This is a genomic window from Pseudomonas sp. p50(2008), assembly GCF_015351605.1.
Lineage (GTDB): Bacteria > Pseudomonadota > Gammaproteobacteria > Pseudomonadales > Pseudomonadaceae > Aquipseudomonas.
On sequence record NZ_JACMYF010000010.1, the window covers coordinates 363,537 to 380,531 of the forward strand.

General features: G+C 59.2%; 17 protein-coding genes. 9 read left to right on the top strand and 8 right to left on the bottom strand.

All coding sequences use genetic code 11. The features are described 5' to 3' along the window. The first annotated feature begins 150 nt into the window (after positions 1-150). The 5 genes from H7698_RS26900 (at position 151) to H7698_RS26920 (ending at position 5,618) form a co-directional block, all read left to right on the top strand. Complete coding sequence (locus tag H7698_RS26900; protein ID WP_194693368.1) at positions 151-912, top strand: gamma-glutamyl-gamma-aminobutyrate hydrolase family protein; 762 nt, start codon at positions 151-153, stop codon at positions 910-912. A 399-nt stretch (positions 913-1,311) separates the two neighbouring features. Beyond that, entirely contained in the window at positions 1,312-2,454 is a 1,143-nt protein-coding gene (potA, locus tag H7698_RS26905) for a polyamine ABC transporter ATP-binding protein (RefSeq protein ID WP_194693369.1), read from the top strand. Further along, complete coding sequence (locus tag H7698_RS26910) at positions 2,451-3,365, top strand: ABC transporter permease subunit (RefSeq protein WP_162438474.1); 915 nt, start codon at positions 2,451-2,453, stop codon at positions 3,363-3,365. The genes potA and H7698_RS26910 overlap by 4 nt, the downstream gene beginning before the upstream one ends. Continuing rightward, entirely contained in the window at positions 3,362-4,243 is an 882-nt protein-coding gene (locus H7698_RS26915) for an ABC transporter permease subunit (protein ID WP_194693370.1), read from the top strand. Before H7698_RS26910 ends, H7698_RS26915 begins: the two co-directional genes overlap by 4 nt. A 277-nt stretch (positions 4,244-4,520) precedes the next feature. After that, the gene (locus H7698_RS26920; protein WP_162438472.1) at positions 4,521-5,618 is read left to right on the top strand and encodes a polyamine ABC transporter substrate-binding protein; all 1,098 of its coding nucleotides are present in this window, start codon (positions 4,521-4,523) and stop codon (positions 5,616-5,618) included. Positions 5,619-5,895: 277 nt separating this feature from the next. On the opposite strand, the gene thpR is transcribed toward H7698_RS26920, so the two are convergent. Continuing rightward, a complete protein-coding gene (thpR, locus tag H7698_RS26925; protein WP_194693371.1) occupies positions 5,896-6,432 on the bottom strand; it encodes an RNA 2',3'-cyclic phosphodiesterase in 537 nt (178 codons plus the stop codon). A gap of 60 nt (positions 6,433-6,492) precedes the next feature. Between thpR and H7698_RS26930 the strand changes: the two genes are divergently transcribed. Further along, the gene (locus H7698_RS26930; protein WP_194693372.1) at positions 6,493-6,687 is read left to right on the top strand and encodes a hypothetical protein; all 195 of its coding nucleotides are present in this window, start codon (positions 6,493-6,495) and stop codon (positions 6,685-6,687) included. Between the two features lie 14 nt (positions 6,688-6,701). Here H7698_RS26930 and H7698_RS26935 read toward each other — a convergent pair whose 3' ends face one another. Then, positions 6,702-7,055 carry a DUF1428 domain-containing protein gene (locus H7698_RS26935; RefSeq protein WP_194693373.1) on the bottom strand — a complete coding sequence of 118 codons (354 nt, stop codon included), beginning with the start codon at positions 7,053-7,055 and terminating at the stop codon, positions 6,702-6,704. Between the two features lie 2 nt (positions 7,056-7,057). After that, entirely contained in the window at positions 7,058-8,140 is a 1,083-nt protein-coding gene (locus H7698_RS26940; RefSeq protein WP_162438468.1) for a hypothetical protein, read from the bottom strand. Positions 8,141-8,644: 504 nt separating this feature from the next. On the opposite strand from H7698_RS26940, the gene H7698_RS26945 reads away from it, so the two are divergent. Further along, complete coding sequence (locus H7698_RS26945; protein ID WP_194693374.1) at positions 8,645-8,905, top strand: hypothetical protein; 261 nt, start codon at positions 8,645-8,647, stop codon at positions 8,903-8,905. Positions 8,906-8,919: 14 nt separating this feature from the next. Here H7698_RS26945 and H7698_RS31480 read toward each other — a convergent pair whose 3' ends face one another. After that, positions 8,920-9,564, bottom strand: coding sequence for a peptidoglycan-binding domain-containing protein (locus H7698_RS31480; protein ID WP_235992957.1), 645 nt, complete (start codon positions 9,562-9,564; stop codon positions 8,920-8,922). Between the two features lie 175 nt (positions 9,565-9,739). Further along, positions 9,740-10,630 (bottom strand): LysR family transcriptional regulator, encoded by an 891-nt coding sequence (locus H7698_RS26955; protein WP_194693375.1) that lies wholly within the window; start codon positions 10,628-10,630, stop codon positions 9,740-9,742. Positions 10,631-10,764: 134 nt separating this feature from the next. Between H7698_RS26955 and H7698_RS26960 the strand changes: the two genes are divergently transcribed. After that, a complete protein-coding gene (locus H7698_RS26960; protein ID WP_442966331.1) occupies positions 10,765-12,174 on the top strand; it encodes an MFS transporter in 1,410 nt (469 codons plus the stop codon). A gap of 142 nt (positions 12,175-12,316) precedes the next feature. Here H7698_RS26960 and H7698_RS26965 read toward each other — a convergent pair whose 3' ends face one another. Both H7698_RS26965 and H7698_RS26970 read right to left on the bottom strand, forming a co-directional pair. After that, complete coding sequence (locus H7698_RS26965; protein WP_235992958.1) at positions 12,317-13,354, bottom strand: GGDEF domain-containing protein; 1,038 nt, start codon at positions 13,352-13,354, stop codon at positions 12,317-12,319. Between the two features lie 121 nt (positions 13,355-13,475). Next, positions 13,476-14,516 (bottom strand): AraC family transcriptional regulator, encoded by a 1,041-nt coding sequence (locus H7698_RS26970; protein WP_194693376.1) that lies wholly within the window; start codon positions 14,514-14,516, stop codon positions 13,476-13,478. A gap of 221 nt (positions 14,517-14,737) precedes the next feature. On the opposite strand from H7698_RS26970, the gene H7698_RS26975 reads away from it, so the two are divergent. After that, positions 14,738-15,688, top strand: coding sequence for a SphA family protein (locus H7698_RS26975; RefSeq protein WP_194693377.1), 951 nt, complete (start codon positions 14,738-14,740; stop codon positions 15,686-15,688). Between the two features lie 58 nt (positions 15,689-15,746). Here H7698_RS26975 and H7698_RS26980 read toward each other — a convergent pair whose 3' ends face one another. After that, entirely contained in the window at positions 15,747-16,955 is a 1,209-nt protein-coding gene (locus H7698_RS26980) for a DSD1 family PLP-dependent enzyme (protein WP_194693397.1), read from the bottom strand. Between the last annotated feature and the right edge of the window lie 40 nt (positions 16,956-16,995).

The following is a 16,995-nucleotide window of genomic DNA, read 5'->3' on the forward strand; positions in this document are numbered from 1 at the left end:
GAGAGTGCCAAATCAGTCTCGCACACCGCGTAAATCCTAAGGATCGGATACACGGCGTTTAGAATTTTTTACATGAGAGTTGTTAATTAAAATCAACAAGGCTAAGCTCCGGAAAAGCTCGTTCAAGTGTGAAACTTCGAGGTGATAAAAATGGCATTCAAGCCATTGATCGGCGTTACTGCATGCCTCAAACAGATTGGCCTGCACCCCTACCACGTCAGCGGCGACAAGTACTTGCGTGCTGTCAGCGTCGCGGCTTTGGGGTTGCCCGTGGTCATTCCTTCCTTAGGCGAACTGACTGAAATCGAGGATCTGCTCGCACAGCTCGACGGTCTGTTGCTGACCGGCTCACCTTCGAATGTGGAACCTTTCCACTATCAAGGCCCGGCCAGTGCGCCCGGCACGGATCACGATCCGGCCCGGGATGCCACCACCCTCCCCTTATTACGTGCAGCCATCGCGGCAGGCGTTCCGGTGCTCGGCATCTGCCGTGGCTTTCAGGAAATGAACGTCGCGTTTGGTGGCAGCCTGCATCAGAAGGTGCATGAGCTGCCGGGCATGCTCGATCACCGCGAGGCGGATCACCCGGAACTGGCCGTGCAGTACGCACCGGCCCATGCCGTGACGGTTCAGCCTGGGGGTGTATTTGAAGCGCTGAAGTTGCCTGGCGAGTTCATGGTCAATTCGATTCACAGCCAGGGCATCGACCGACTGGGGCCTGGCCTGCGCTGCGAGGCGATTGCGCCGGACGGTTTGATCGAGGCGATTTCGGTGGAGCACAGCCCCACCTTTGCGGTCGGCGTGCAGTGGCACCCGGAATGGCAGGTGCTTTCGAACCCTCCCTATTTGAGTATTTTCCAGGCGTTCGGCGATGCGTGCCGACGACGGGCTGCGCTGCGTAACGCGCGCTGACTTAAACAGCCAATCAACCCGTTTACTGCCCCCGCGAGTCTGGCGGGTGCGCCTTTGCGCATCCGTGACTTGTGAAAACAACACACTGCAATAACAACAAGTACGACCCAGGCAGCCAGGACGGCGGCGCCGCCCCAGCCCAGGCCGGTCGATGCCAGTGCAGCAAACGCAAATCCCCTGTGGGACATAAATGTGGCGAGGGGATTTATCCCCGCTGGACTGCGGAGCAGGCCCAAAATTTTGGGGCGGCTGCGCCACCCAACGGGGATAAATCCCCTCGCCACATTTATGTCCTACAGGGGGTCAGCGCTCTGACTGGCACCGCACGGCTCGCGTTGGCAATTCATTATTAAGTCAGGCCGCGTTGGCCCGACGACTGAAACCTGTTGGGAGTTCCACATGGCAAACGCCTCCAGCATTTACAGGAAGGCTCTTGAAGGTCACCAGGCACCGAAAAAGGTGCTGGTGAAAGTCGATCGCGTCACCAAGAAATTCGACGAAACCGTCGCAGTGGATGATGTCTCGCTTGAGATCCATCAAGGCGAAATCTTCGCCCTGCTCGGCGGTTCCGGCTCCGGTAAATCGACGCTGCTGCGCATGCTCGCAGGGTTCGAGCGCCCCACCGAAGGACGTATCCTGCTCGACGGTGTGGACATCACCGACATGCCGCCGTATGAGCGGCCGATCAACATGATGTTCCAGTCGTACGCCCTGTTCCCGCACATGACCGTGGCGCAGAACATTGCCTTCGGCCTGAAGCAGGATCGGCTGTCCGCCAGTGAAATCGACGCCCGTGTGGAAGAGATGCTGCGACTGGTGCACATGACCCAGTACGCCAAGCGCAAACCTCACCAACTGTCCGGCGGTCAGCGTCAGCGTGTGGCGTTGGCTCGCTCTTTGGCCAAGCGTCCGAAGCTGTTGCTGCTCGACGAGCCGATGGGCGCGCTGGACAAAAAACTGCGTTCGCAGATGCAGCTTGAGCTGGTGGAAATCATCGAGCGCGTCGGCGTGACCTGCGTGATGGTGACCCACGATCAGGAAGAGGCCATGACCATGGCCCAGCGCATCGCGATCATGCACCTGGGCTGGATCGCCCAGATCGGCAGCCCGGTCGACATCTACGAAGCTCCGGTCAGCCGCATGGTCTGCGAGTTCATCGGCAACGTGAACGCCTTCGAAGGCACGGTTGTTGAAGACCTTGAAGGTCACGCGATCATTCACAGCCCGGACCTTGAGCAGAAGATCTACGTCGGTCACGGCGTCAGCACGTCGGTGCAGGACAAGTCGATCACCTACGCGATCCGCCCGGAAAAGATGCTGGTCAGCACCATCAAGCCAGACACCCGCTACAACTGGTCCGTGGGCAAGGTGCATGACATCGCCTACCTCGGCGGCCACTCGGTGTTTTATGTGCAACTGCCAGGCGGCAAAGTCGTGCAGTCGTTCATGGCCAACGCCGAACGCCGCGGCGCACGTCCAACCTGGGACGACCAGGTCTACGTGTGGTGGGAAGACGACAGCGGCGTGGTACTGCGCGCATGAGAACCTTCAATCAGCAATTCCTCAGACTGGTCCCCAGCGGGCGAAAACTGGTCATTGGCATTCCGTTCCTGTGGCTGTGCCTGTTCTTCCTGTTGCCGTTTTTCCTGGTGATGAAGATCAGCTTCTCCGAAGCCGCCCTGGCGATTCCGCCGTACTCGGAGATCTACACCTTCGCCGAGCAGAAATTCAACCTGCTGCTCAACATCGGCAACTACGCGCTGCTGGCCGGGGATGAGTTGTACATCGCCGCCTACCTCGGGTCGTTGAAGGTCGCGTTTTTCAGCACGTTGATGTGCCTGGTGATCGGTTTCCCGATGGCTTACGCGATCACCAAGGCGAGCAAGGAATCGCAGAACGTCTTGCTGCTGCTGATCATGATGCCGACCTGGACCGCGATCCTGATCCGTGTGTATGCGTGGATGGGCATCCTCAGCAACAACGGTTTGCTCAACGCGTTCCTGATGTGGACCGGCCTGACGTCGCACCCGATCGAGATCCTCAACACCAACACCGCCGTCTATATCGGCGTGGTGTATGCGTACCTGCCGTTCATGGTGCTGCCGCTGTACGCCAACCTGGTCAAGCACGATGGCAGCCTGCTGGAAGCGGCGCAGGACCTGGGTTCGAGCAACTTCAACAACTTCTGGAAAATCACCGTGCCGCTGGCCAAGAACGGCATCATCGCCGGTTGCATGCTGGTGTTCATTCCGGTGGTCGGTGAGTTCGTGATTCCCGAGCTGCTCGGTGGCCCGGAGACGCTGATGATCGGTCGCGTGTTGTGGCAAGAGTTCTTCAACAATCGCGATTGGCCGGTGGCGTCTGCCCTGGCGGTGGTGATGCTGTTGATCCTGATTGTGCCGATTCTGCTGTTTAACCGCAGCCAGGCCAAAGAGATGGAGGCACGGGGATGAAACGCTTCGGATTTTCAAAGTTCATGCTGATTTTCGGCTTGTCGTTTATCTACCTGCCGATGCTGATTCTGGTGATCTACTCGTTCAACGCCTCCAAACTGGTGACGGTGTGGGGCGGCTGGTCGTTCAAGTGGTACGCCGGGCTGCTCGACAACACCCAACTGATGGGCTCGGTGGTGCGCTCGCTGGAAATCGCCTGCTACACGGCGGTGGCGGCGGTCGCATTGGGGACGTTGGCAGCGTTCGTGCTGACCCGCGTGACACGCTTCAAGGGCCGCACGTTGTTCGGCGGTTTGGTGACCGCGCCGCTGGTGATGCCGGAAGTGATCACCGGTCTGTCGCTGTTGCTGCTGTTCGTGGCCATGGCGCAGTTGATCGGTTGGCCGATGGAGCGTGGCATCGTCACGATCTGGATCGCCCACACCACGTTTTGTGCCGCCTATGTCGCAGTGGTAGTCTCCGCCCGCCTTCGCGAGCTGGACCTGTCCATCGAAGAAGCGGCCATGGACCTCGGTGCGAAGCCATTCAAGGTGTTTTTCCTGATCACCATTCCGATGATCGCGCCGTCACTGGCGGCGGGCGGCATGATGTCGTTTGCCTTGTCGCTGGATGATCTGGTGCTGGCGAGCTTCGTGTCGGGGCCGGGGTCGACGACCCTGCCGATGGAAGTGTTCTCGGCGGTGCGTCTGGGTGTGAAGCCTGAGATCAACGCGGTTGCCAGCCTGATTTTGTTGGCGGTGTCGATTGTGACGTTCATGGTCTGGTACTTCAGCCGTCGTGCTGAAGCGAGCCGTAAGCGTGCGATTCAGGAAGCGATGGATCAGACGGCCAGTGAGTCGTGGCAGCCTGGTAAGCAAATGGTTGAAGCGACTGTTTGAGGTCGATGAGTCAAATGTGGCGAGGGGATTTATCCCCGTTCGGCTGCGCAGCAGTCGTCAGACCAGTGAACGCGGTGTACGCGGTGTACCTGATGCACCGAGGTTGCAGGTTTGGGGCTGCTTCGCAGCCCAACGGGGATAAATCCCCTCGCCACAGGTTTTGGGTTTACTCCACAGGTTCTGCGTTCACTGCGGTGGTTTGGTGTTCGCTGCACAGGTTCTGATGTGTTGCACCTTTGCTGTGTGATTTTGAATAAAAACAATGGAGTTGTACTCGATGAAAATGCTTGGCAGGACTTTGCTGACACTGTCCTTATTCGGCGCGATCGCCACAGGCGCCCAGGCCAATGACAAGGTACTGCGCGTCTACAACTGGTCGGATTACATCGCCCCGGACACCGTCAAAAAGTTCGAAGACGAGACCGGCATCCGTGTGACCTACGATGTGTTCGATAGCAATGAAACGCTTGAAGCGCGGCTGCTTGCCGGCAAATCCGGCTATGACATCGTCGTGCCGTCCAACAGTTTTCTGGCCAAGCAGATCAAGGCTGGCGTCTATCAGGAACTGGACAAGTCGAAGCTGTCGAACTGGAAAAACCTGAACCCGGTGTTGCTGAAAAACGCCTCTGCCAGCGACCCCGACAACGGTCACGCCTTCCCGTACATGTGGGGCTCGATTGGTATCGGGTTCAATCCGGACAAGGTCAAGGAAGTGCTCGGCGAAAATGCCCCGACCAACTCCTGGGACCTGTTGTTCAAACCGCAAAACGCCGAAAAACTCAAAGCCTGCGGTATCAGCTTCCTTGATTCGCCAACGGAAATGCTGCCGGCTGCCCTGCACTATCTGGGTTATGCGGTGAATTCCCAGGACAAGGCTCAGATCGCTGAAGCCGAAGCGCTGTTCATGAAGATTCGCCCGTCGGTGGCGTATTTCCATTCCTCGAAGTACATCTCCGACCTGGCCAACGGCAACATCTGCGTGGCGGTCGGTTACTCCGGCGACGTGCTGCAGGCCAAGGCCCGCGCCAAGGAAGCCGGCGATAAAGTGAAGATTGACTACAGCATTCCGAAAGAAGGTGCCGGCAGTTTCTATGACATGGTTGCCATCCCCCGCGATGCGGCGAACGTCGAAAACGCTTACCTGTTCATGAACTTCCTGATGCGCCCGGACATCATCGCCGAGATCACCAACAACATTGGCTACAGCAATGCCAACGCGGCGGCGACGCCTTTGGTGGATGAGGCGATTCGTGATGATCCAGGGTCGTATCCGCCGCAAGACGTGATCGCGACGTTGTATGCGATTCCGGATTTGCCGATTGGTATTCAGCGGGTGATGACTCGGGGTTGGACTCGGGTGAAGCTCGGCAAGTGACTCACTTGAGGTAGTGGTTGGGTTTGCGGCCGCCATCGCGGGCAAGCCCGCTCCCACAGGGAATCAAGACGGATCATAGATGAGTGATCGACACCGATACCTGTGGGAGCAAGGCGTGCCCGCGATGAGGCCCTAACTGACAACGCAGGACTCAAACGATTTCCGTTCCCGCAGCGCCTTACCGCCGCTGCCTTTCTCTGATGAAGAACGGCCTCACCTGGCTTCCTCGGTCAAGGTGAATTTTGGCGCCCTCGGGCGCCTTTTTTTGTGGCTGGCGTTACCTAATCAACGGCCACTGCGCGAGTGTCCGATAACGGCCTTTATGGGATTCGAACAGGGCGAAGTGATCGGCGTGCAGGAAAAACTCCGGGGGCGTCGTCGATTCGGGCACCGGTGCCCGGTAGTCGCGCATCAAGGTCAGGTGCGGCCGAAATTCCTTGGACGTCTCCTCGAATCCGAACGGCAGCATCGCCTGCTCCAGCGCATACACCAGACGTAGCAACGCGGGTGGCGCCTGCTCTGATGCCAGCACCAGCGCCCCTGCCCTGCGCCAGGCATCCAGTCGATCCAGCTCGACCCGCAATGGCTCACCGGGCACGCGAACCTTGCCAGCGGCACTGCAGACATCGGCGATCTGCGCCACATCGACCGAGCCGAGAAACAACAACGTCAGGTGGAAATTTTCCGCAGGCACCGGGCGGCCGGTCCTGAGTTGCAGCGCGCTACGCCATTGCGCTATCGCCCGGCGTTGCGCGGGTGCGCAGTCCAGCGCGAAAAACAGCCGTTTCGACGGCTCATGGGATTCGTCGCTCATGCCTGGCAGCTCCTGGTGGGCAAGTTATAGTTCAGACAACCGAATCAACGGGAGGTGACCATGCGAGAGATCATCAGCAAGGAACCGTGGTGGGCAATGCCACCGCGACCTGGTCAGGATGAGTCCGAGCTGGACTGGGGATGGCTGGTTCACTATAGCGAAGGTGAACCGCGTTTCGAATTTATCCGGGAGCGACCCACGGACAGTGAGATCCGCAATCGCAAGAGTTGCAGGATCACCCCGTCATCGGAGTGATCCTGCGACGGGCGTCAGGCTTGCACGATCACGTTGAATCCGCCGAATACCATGCGCTGACCGTCGAAGGGCATCGGGTTGACGTCCGGCTGCATGCGCGGGTCAGACATGAGCTTGTTCATTCCGGCATCGCGGGTGGCCTTGTCGGGCCAGACGATCCAGGAAAACACCACGGTTTCGTCGTCCTTGAGCTTGACCGCCATGGGGAACGAGGTGACCTTGCCGTCGGGCACGTCATCGCCCCAACATTCAACGACGCTCAAGGCACCGTTTTCTTTGAAAATGACGGCGGCCGACTCGGCGTGTTTCTTGAATTTTTCCCGATTGGCGGTGGGGACTGCTGCAATGAAGCCATCAACGTAAGACATGGTCATTCTCCTGCGGGGGGTAGAGGGTCGATCTGCTGGTTAGTCGATTCCGTCGGGCTCCAGTCGACAGACCCGCCCCCCGAACTGACCGACGGTGCTTCGACGGCCCCCGCCAGATTCCCTTCAACTTGCGCCGCCATGTACAACGTCCCGGCCATCACGCCGGTCGTCGGGTTCTGCACCAGCTTCACCCAGGCCTTGTCGAACGTATTGCCCAGGCTGCTGCGAATCAGTGCCTCGCTGTCAGGCCGGTCGCTGGCCTGGATGATCGCGCGAATCCCTGCGACGCCCACGGTAATCAATCCTCCCGCCAGCCTCCCTGCCGCCGCCGCCACCGCACTGGCCGCCCCACGCGGAGCCATTTCGGCTTCCATTCGCTGACTGGCGCGCTTGGCCACGGGCGCCATGGCGGTATCGGTCGAGCCGACGCCCTTGTCGCCGCCCGCGGTGTGGATCTTGTCGATCAGCGCGGAAAACGCCGGGAGCATGTTCAGGTCGGTATGGATGACCTGATAGAGGGAGGCATCCCGGGCAGAGGGCGGGCCCAGCGCGATGGCGGGGATCTTGTTGACGCGGGCATTGAGCTGGTCCATCGGCACGCCGTAGCGCTGGGAGATGACCTGCAGTTGCTGGCCAATGAGCTGCACATAAAACTCGGTGGCCTGATGAAGAATCGCGTCCGGGTCGATTTCCACCGCCACCGGTGCCAGGACGCGTTCCTGGTATTCCTCCAGCAAATACGCCGCCAGACGCTTGGCCGAGGCGTCCTGCTCACCTTTGGCGCTGATGGTGTACCAGCTGACTTTCATCGACATCCATTCCTGGGCCCAATAACTGCTGAACCACGGAATGAAATTCTCTTCGGTCTGTTCGTAAACGCGTGTGCGCCAATGTTCCATGGACCCGCGCGCAAAGACCTTGGCCTGCTCAGTGGCCGATCGTGATGCCGCGACAATGTCCCGGTCCACTTGCTGCCAAGTGGCCTGGGAAACGATGACCGGTGGCGGGGAAACAGGCGCACGCGTTGGCGTGGCGCAACCCGCCACGACCAACAGCACGGCGACGATCAGCGAACGCAGGTTCAAGGTCGCGGCTTCCCGAAAGTGTTACGCCGACCGTAAGGATCGGCGGTCGAAGGGGTACTGGTTTGAGTATAGGTGGAGGTCCGGGTCTGTCCTTGGTCCGGTGTCGAATCTGTAGGCCGCAATCGCGAGCAGGCTCACTCCTACAGGGATCTTTGTCGGCCACAGCATTGGCATGCACCGCCGAAACCTGTAGGAGTGAGCCTGCTCGCGATGGGGCCGTGTCAGGCAATAGCAATGTCGGATTAGACCACTTTGCGCGCATCAAGCACCCGCCAAAGCACCACAACCACTGACCATCATTCCCATCGATAACCACCATCGTCCCGAATGCCTTCCGCAAAAAATCCGTCAGCGTAGGATCAACCTCATCCCGTCAACAAATCCCGCATCGGAGGGGTTCATCATGCTGATTCATCTCCTGACTTGCCTGGCCCTGACCGCCGTCACCCTCACCCTTTTTTCCTGGATCGTTCTGGACGTCGGTCAGACCGAGGAGCAGCCATCATGATTCACCCCGTCACCCTCTCCGTGAGTTTTCCGGTTTTTGGCAATAACTACTATTCCCAGCAGGTTGTTCCGCGCCAGGCGCTTTCACTGGTGTTCGACAAAAATTTCGAAGCGTTGCTGATGCCGGCCGCCGCCAACCATTTCAGTAATGAAGTGGTGGGGTTGAATGATCAGTTTCGGTTTCTGAACGATGTGTTGGTTGAGCACCTATTGGACAAGGAAGGCGCTCTGGATACCACGCGGCGGTTCACGTTTTAGGAGCTGGCGTGGGTTCAGCATCCATCAGTTGACCAATGAGGTATGTCCTTGTCGCCGCCCTTGAACTTGATGACGCCGTAAGTGATTGCCACCGCGTGCAAGTCCGTATTCATTCCTGTCCTGGGCGCTGTCGTGATGTGAATGGTCGAGCCCAAGGCGTCCGTTATGGAAAGCGTTCCCGTCCAGGAAATGGCCATATCAATGGCATTCCCCTCGATGTGTCGTGACCTCAGCGCCGGGGCAACTCTCAGTTTTTTCAGGCCATAGGCATCCACCATTTCGCGGGCGGCGACGATGGATCGCTCGCTACAAAATTCGCCCTTTTCGTCTACGTGGCTCCACTCGATGTTCACGCCGTCGCGGGTCGGGATGGTTTTCGGGTCTGCGTCGGCATTGACGATTTTCCAGGCCCAATGCATCAGGAATGCACGCTGGGCAGGACGCAACGTAGCGGCGATGTTCACGCTCGCACCTGCTGCCTGGAGGGCGCTGATGAAGGAATGGGCAGACGAACCAAAGGCCGGGCTGAGATCGTCAAGACGCGTACTGGTTGGAAACTCCGAAACCCAAGAGCGGCCGCTAAGTTGTTTTAGGGTGTGATCTCCTTCCAAAGCAGCCTGCGCCTGGGAAGGGGTCAATAAATTCAACGGTTTTTCCATGGTGAAGCTCCTCGATTCTGGCTGTTCATCGAGTGTCCAACGGCTTCAACAGGTTCCTGCGAAACACCTTTCCTGGACACTGGTGCACGGGAATTAAGGCGTTCTTGTTAAAACTTATCTGTCAGGCATTTCCTCTTTTTCAGAGAGCAAACGGATCAATTTATCGGGCCACGACTCATGGCGCGCACACCTCTTTAAGACACCCGCGCAACCAGCGATGCACCGGGTCGGCGTCCATTCGCGGATGCCAAAGCATGGCGACGGTGAACGGCGGCAATTCAAAGGGAAGCGCAAAGCTGTACATTCCGACACGCAGGCTTTGCGTGTGGCGCTCTGGAACACAGGTGATCAGGTCGGTGCCCCTGGCGAGCGCCAGAGCGGTCGAGAAACCGGCGACCGTCGTCACGATGTCGCGTGTGAGTTGCAGCGCCGCCAGCGCATCATCAATCGGTCCTTTATCCAACCCCCTTCTGGAAATGCTGATGTGCCCGCCCGCCGCAAAGCGAGCAGGCGTGATGTCGCCTTTGCCGAGTGGATGATCTTCGCGCATAACGCCAATGAAACGGTCGCGAAACAGCCCCTGCGTACGCAGCTCCGGCCCCGCGCCCTTCCCGACCACGCCTGTTTCCAGATCCACGGTGCCATCCCGTAGCGCGGTGCTGTCCTTATCGGGTTTGTGCATGAAGCGCAGTCGCACTCCGGGGGCTTGCGCGGCGATACGTGCTATCAGCGGCGCGCCGAAGTTTTCGACAAAGCCTTCGCTGGTGCGCAGGGTAAAAGTGCGGCTCAGATGCTGCAGATCCGGCTGTTCGGCCGGGCGGAGGACAGCTTCGGCGTCCTGGACCAACTGCCCGACGCGCTCGCGCAATTCGATGGCCCGGGGGGTCGGCACCAAACCGCGCCCTGCCCTGACGAGAAGCGGATCGCCCGTGGTCTCGCGCAAACGGGCCAGCGAACGACTCATCGCCGAGGGGCTGAGCTGCAGGCGTTTGGCGGCGCGGGCGACGCTGCCTTCAGCGAGCAGCACGTCCAGCGTGATCAGCAGATTCAGATCGGGGAAAGGCATGCTTCGCCTCCAGGCAGGTGGGAGATGGCGTCTGGTGCATTGATAAAGTGCAAACCGTGCGTCTTCCGCCATGTTAGGCCTGGGCGTAGATTTCTGACAGCCCCGCTTCGGGAGCGGTCAGAAAGAGGACGCAGATGATGACTACGATTGCCGCCGCTCGGTCGGCTGGCGCCACACGGTGGACGCTCACCAGTCTTTCCCTGTCGATGTTGCTGTCTTCGCTGGGAACCAGCATTGCCAACGTGGGATTGCCGACATTGTCTGAAGCGTTCAACGCGCCCTTTCAGTCGGTGCAATGGGTCGTGATTGCCTATCTTCTCGCCATCACCGCATTGATTGTCAGTGTCGGACGGCTCGGTGATATCACGGGGCGTCGACGTTTACTGCTGATCGGCATCGGTCTGTTTACCCTGGCATCGGCGTTATGCGCAGTGGCGCCGACACTGAATCTGTTGATCACCGCCCGAGCGCTGCAGGGGCTTGGCGCCGCCATCATGATGGCGCTGACCCTGGCGTTTGTCAGCGATGCCGTGCCCAAACCCAGGATCGGCAGGGCCATGGGGATGCTCGGGACGATGTCGGCCATCGGCACCGCGATGGGGCCTACATTGGGTGGTCTTTTGATTTATGGATTCGGTTGGCGGGCGATCTTTTTGATCACTGTTCCACTGGGGCTGCTGACAGGGTGGCTCGCGTATCGCTGGCTCCCTGCCGACAGCGCGAAATCCGGGGCGAGGCGCAGTGGATTCGATGTGCCGGGCACGTTGATGTTAGTGGTCATGTTGACGGCGTACGGGCTGGCGATGACGATCGGGCGCGGCAGTTTCGGATGGCTCAACAGCGCGCTTCTAGTGTTCGCGGGTGTTGCTCTCTGGATGTTTGTGTCCATCGAGAAGCGTGTCGCCTCCCCCTTGATTCACCTGGAAATGTTCCGCGATCCAGACTTGAGCGCCTGCCTGGCGATGAGTGCGCTGGTGACCATGGTGATGATGGCGACGCTGGTGGTCGGGCCTTTTTACTTGTCAGAGGCACTTGAACTGGATGCCGTCGGGGTTGGCCTGGTGATGTCGGTCGGGCCATTGGGCGCCGCGCTGACAGGGGTGCCGGCGGGCCGCGTTGTCGACCGGTTCGGCGCTCGGCGTATGACTGTCTCGGGGCTTGCAGCGATGGTCATTGGGTGTTTCGCATTATCCATAACGCCAGCGGAATTCGGCATCGGCGGCTATGTGGTGGCCGTGGCTGTCATCACATCGGGCTACGCGCTGTTCCAGACAGCCAACAACACAGCGGTGATGGCAGATGTTATAGCGGACCAGCGCGGGGTGATTTCGGGTTTGCTCAATTTGTCGCGCAATCTGGGACTGGTCTCCGGCGCCGCTGCGTTGGGCGCGGTGTTTGCGCTGGCATCAAGGTCTGTCGGAAGCAATCTCGCGCATCCCGATGCGATTGCACACGGGATGCAGACCACGTTTGCCGTAGCGTTGATGTTGATGGGCATGGCGTTGGTCATTGCGCTGCGACGGCTTAAAGCTCATGGGCGATGAAAGCGCAGGCTTCCATGTGGGAGCCGGGCTTGATCCGGGCGGCATTGCGACGATGGGGCCGTGTCAGGCTACATCGATGCTGGATGTGCCGCCGTCATCGCGAGCAAGCTTTGCTCCTACAGTGTCGGGCAACGGCCAGCGCTTAAATGACCTGATTTCGACCGTTGCGCTTGGCCTGATACAACGCGTCATCCGCACGGGTCAACAGACTGTCGAGGGTGTCGTCGGGCACTGCCAGCGCCACACCGAACGAAGCCGTTATGGTGTCCAGCACCTTGCCGTCGCCACGCGCCTTGATTCGCAGCGACTGGATTTTCAGGCGCAGTTGCTCGGCGAATCCACGGGCGCTGGCGAGGTCGGGGCATTGCTCCAGCACCACGCAGAATTCTTCTCCGCCGTAACGCGCGGCATTGGCGTGGTCGGGCAGTGAATGGCGCAAGGTTTGCGCGACATGCTGGAGAACCCGGTCGCCCAAGGGATGGCCATACTGGTCATTGAATTGCTTGAAGTGATCGATATCGAGCATCACCAGAGCGACGCCTCGCGATGGTCTGCCCAGCGCCCGTTCCAGCACGCGGGTGAAGGCGGCGCGATTGAGCAGTTCGGTCAGGCCATCGATCGTCGCGGCCAGTTGCGCGCGCTCGAGTTTGCTGCGCAGGGTCTTGATTTCGTCCTGGGCGGAATGCAGCTGAGAGAGAAAGTGTTCCTGCTGGCTCTGCATGAGCCGGGTGCTTTGTTGCAGTTCGCTCAAAATGTCCGGCAAGCGCTCGTGGGTAGGCGCTTCGAGCATGTCCAGGCAGTGAACGAGACTGGTCTGGAAGTTGCGATTACCTTCGACACTGCGCGAAACGTCCCGCGCCATGTCGTCGACCAGGTTGATCGCCTGTTGCTGGCCGGCGCGCGCATCTTCCAGCTCGTCGCGAATGATGTAGTCGCGAAACAGCTTCGACGCGGACTCGGCAGGAAAGCGATCGAAATCCTTGATTACCTTGTCCAGTTGCCGATTGAGCTCGGGCACCTGGCCCTTGCTGTAGGTGTACCAGAGCGCGTAGTGCACGGGGTTGGGCGGGATGTTATGACGAACCATCAATGGGACGGCTTGCTTGAGCAGGGCCGCCGCCTCGCGGGAATCTTCCGGATACATCTCTAGAACAGTCGCACGCGTCTCGGATTGGCTCATAACATCACTGTGGTTAGTAATCATTGGCAAATGGAAACGCGTGGAGCATAACCGTACGTCTGGAAAACAGATAGCCACTTGCCACCAAATACGGCCCTTTTTATTGAGCGCCGAGGCGAATTCATTGCAAGACCGCACCCTCGTTGCGAAATGCCGTGGGACTCAAGCCGGTCCAGCGCTTGAACGCTCGACGAAAACTGCGCACATCGCTGTAGCCGACTTCTTCGGTAATGCGCTCGATGGACATCTCCGGATTGCCCAGCAGGCTCATGGTGCGCGCCTGGCGTACTTGTTCCAGCAAGGTTTCGAACGTCAACGCGTGCTCGGTGAGCCGTCGCCGCAAGGTACGGCTGCTCATGTTCAAGTCGCCGGCAATTTTTTCGATGTGGCTGCCCTCGGTCAGGTCGCGGGAAATCGCGCGCTCCACCGCCTGGATCAAGTCCATTTTCTGATGAATCTGCGCGGCCTCCAGCTCAAGCAATTTGACCGCCTGACGCAATGCCAGGGAATGATGATTGGGAAGGCACACATCCAGCCAGTGAGCGGCAATGACCATGCGGTTTTGCAGGCAGCCAAACTGCACATCCGGCCCCAGCCAATGGTGGTACTCGGCACGGTAATCCGGCGCCGCGTGCACAAACTCCACCGCCATCGGCTTGAAATCCGCGCCCACCAGCGCTCGGCCGTACACCAGCAAACTGGCGAAAAACTCCTCGACCGCGAACACCTGCACGTCGGCGAACGGCAACCGGCACTCGACGTCGACGAACACCCGGTCCGCCGCTTCTTCGACACTCGATACGGCGATGCCGCCGGAGGTGTGCTGGTGACGAATACCCAGCTCGAACGCATCCCGCAGGGTTTTGCACAGGGACAGCACGTGGCCGAGAAGCCCGAGGGTGCCAAGCACGTTCTGCGCACCGACCCACAGGCCCAAACCGCGGTTAGGCAATGCCTTCAACGCACGCTGAATCATCGCCACGGCCTGGCGGTAGGAAATGCGGTGCGCCGGATCCTGCAGGTCTTCGAGGGCAAAGCCCAGTCCTCGGCAAAGGGTCTCGGGATTGACGCCTTTTTGCTGCGCGACTTCTGTCAGGGTTTGCAGCAGAAACGGCGACACCAGCGCCAGTTCAAAGGTGGGATCGATTACTTTCATCTGCATGGGCGCTATACGTTCCGGATCGTGTCTGGATTCTTATTTTTTGTTACCGGTTATGTCGACGAAAGTTAGCACAGGCATTGAAGGCTGTCCGCAGAAGCCCCCTATCTGGCCGCCAATACCCTGCCCGCGCTCGCCTTAACAGCTTATTTCTATGCCCTGGGGCTCTGGTCACCGGCGTCATGCCACCGGCGCGACCACTAACAATAAGAATGAGTACACACATGAACCTGATCCGGATGAACGTTTCCTTGCGAATGGCCGTCGGCCTGGCGGGTGTCTGCGCCATTCAATTACCGGCGTTGGCCACCGAGGCCGGCGTGGACAACATTGGCCCAGGCACCGACGGCTTTTTCATGTTGCCACTGGACGTGAACAGCCTCCCGGACAACATGCTGGCCTTCAACCTCTACTACAACCACTACAAAGCCACCAAGCTGAACATCAGCTCGCTGGGCGGCAAAGTGCCCAATGTCGAGATTGAATCCACGGCAGTCATTCCGCGTATCGATTACCTGAGCCCGGTACGGGTGTTCGGGGGCCGTCTGGCCGGTTACATTGCGCAGCCTTGGCTGAAACAGGAAGTCTCGGTGTTCGGTTTGCAGGACACTCGCGAAGGCATGGGCGACACCACCATCGCGCCGATCATTCTCTGGGACATGGGCAAGAACCTGACCCTCGGTGCTGCCGTGGAAATCACCGTGCCGACAGGTGAATACAGCGTCGACCGGCTCGCCAACACCAGCAACAACTTCTACACCTACAAACCGCTGTTTTCCTTCACCTGGCTGCCGACGCCGAGAACCGAGTTGTCGATGAAGACGACTTACAGCTTCAACGAGAAGAACAAGGACACCGACTACAAATCGGGGCAGATTTTCCACGTCGATTATTCCGCCAGCTACAAGCTCACCGACAACCTGATGCTCGGCTTGAATGGCTACTATTTGAAGCAGACCACCGACGACAAGCAGTTCGGCAGAACCGTGCAGTTCAATGGCGAAGATGTGAATGACGGTGTGCGCGGGCAGGTGTTCGCCATCGGCCCGGCGTTGCACCTGACCTTCCTCAAATACGCCAGTGCGGAGATTCGCTGGGCCAAGGAATTTGACGTGGAAAACAGGCCCGAGGGGGAAATGTTGTGGGCGAAAGTGAGTATTCCGTATGCGTTTTGAGTGATGCGCAGGTTCCGTGGGCTCCTTAGGGGCCCACGGAATTAGAGGGCTACCGAGCTCAGGAATACACGGGCCAGGTGTCGACAATCTTGCCACCGCGCACCGCGAGCAGATCCCCAAACTGCAACAGCACCGACTCGGTCTGGGTCGGTCTCAAAAACACTTGATCCTCCAACGCCAACCCCACCGCCGCCGAACCATTGACCATCTCCTGGTTGGAACTTCGGCCATACACGCCGTTGCTCTGTAGCCCCTTGGGCGATTCGAACTCGGCCATCCAGTTGCCGCCGTAGATAAAAAAGGTCTCGCGCTGATTGATGTCCCACCACGAAAACAGCTTCGACTTACCATCCAGCGCCGGGATATTTACCGCTCCGGTGCTCTTGAGCACAGGCGTCGCGATGTAAGCCGCCGGAACATGTTTCACCAGCGACGGCAGATCGTAATGCGTGGGCTTGAGCATGGCGGTTCCCACCGACACTTCGGTGCTCAGTTTCTCCTGCTCGTGCAGGCGATAGCTGGGGCTGCCGGCGGTGTTGAGCGTCAGCCCTGAATGCCAAAGACCGGGGTACTCGCGACGGGTAAAGTCGACGTAACGGTTGTAGATCACCATCACCTTGGCGAACAGTTCTTCAGACGAACCCAGAATACCCGGCACGCCCATGCCCACGAACGGGTCATACCCCATGAAACCCGCAAACTCCAGATGCTGCGGGTTAGCGCTGATCAGCGTCAGCATCTGCCCCAGCGCCGTTACATCACCTATGCCGCCGCGATGCAGGCCGACATCCAGCTCGATGTTCACCCGCAATCGCGTGCCCAATCCCTGAGCCAGCGCCAGGTATTCCTGCAAGCGATGCGGCGTATCGATCAGCCACTGCAATTGCTTCGACGGGTCGAATGGACCGGTGTGTGTTTGATAAAACAGCTGCACCGAGCGCACCGGCAACGGCTTGCCCAGCAGGATGTCAGCCTCAGGAAATGTCACGGCGTCATGGTTGAGAAACGGTTGATGAAACGACATCAACCGCTGTGTGCCAGCGCGCTTGGCGATGTATGCCAGCAAACCCGGTGCCGGTAACGACTTTTCCACCAGGCGCAGATGTTTGCCCCCACGCTTGACCGATTGCATCACCACATCGATGTTGTGATCGAGCCGATCCAGGTCAATCAGCATCACCGGCCGCATCGGCCCGTGCACCTTGAGTTCGCGATTGAGCGCACGGAAATAATCGCTGTAGGGCCCACCTCGGTCCCCCGGTCGCAGCCACACGGCGACACCCGCCAGCAGGACTCCGACACCCACC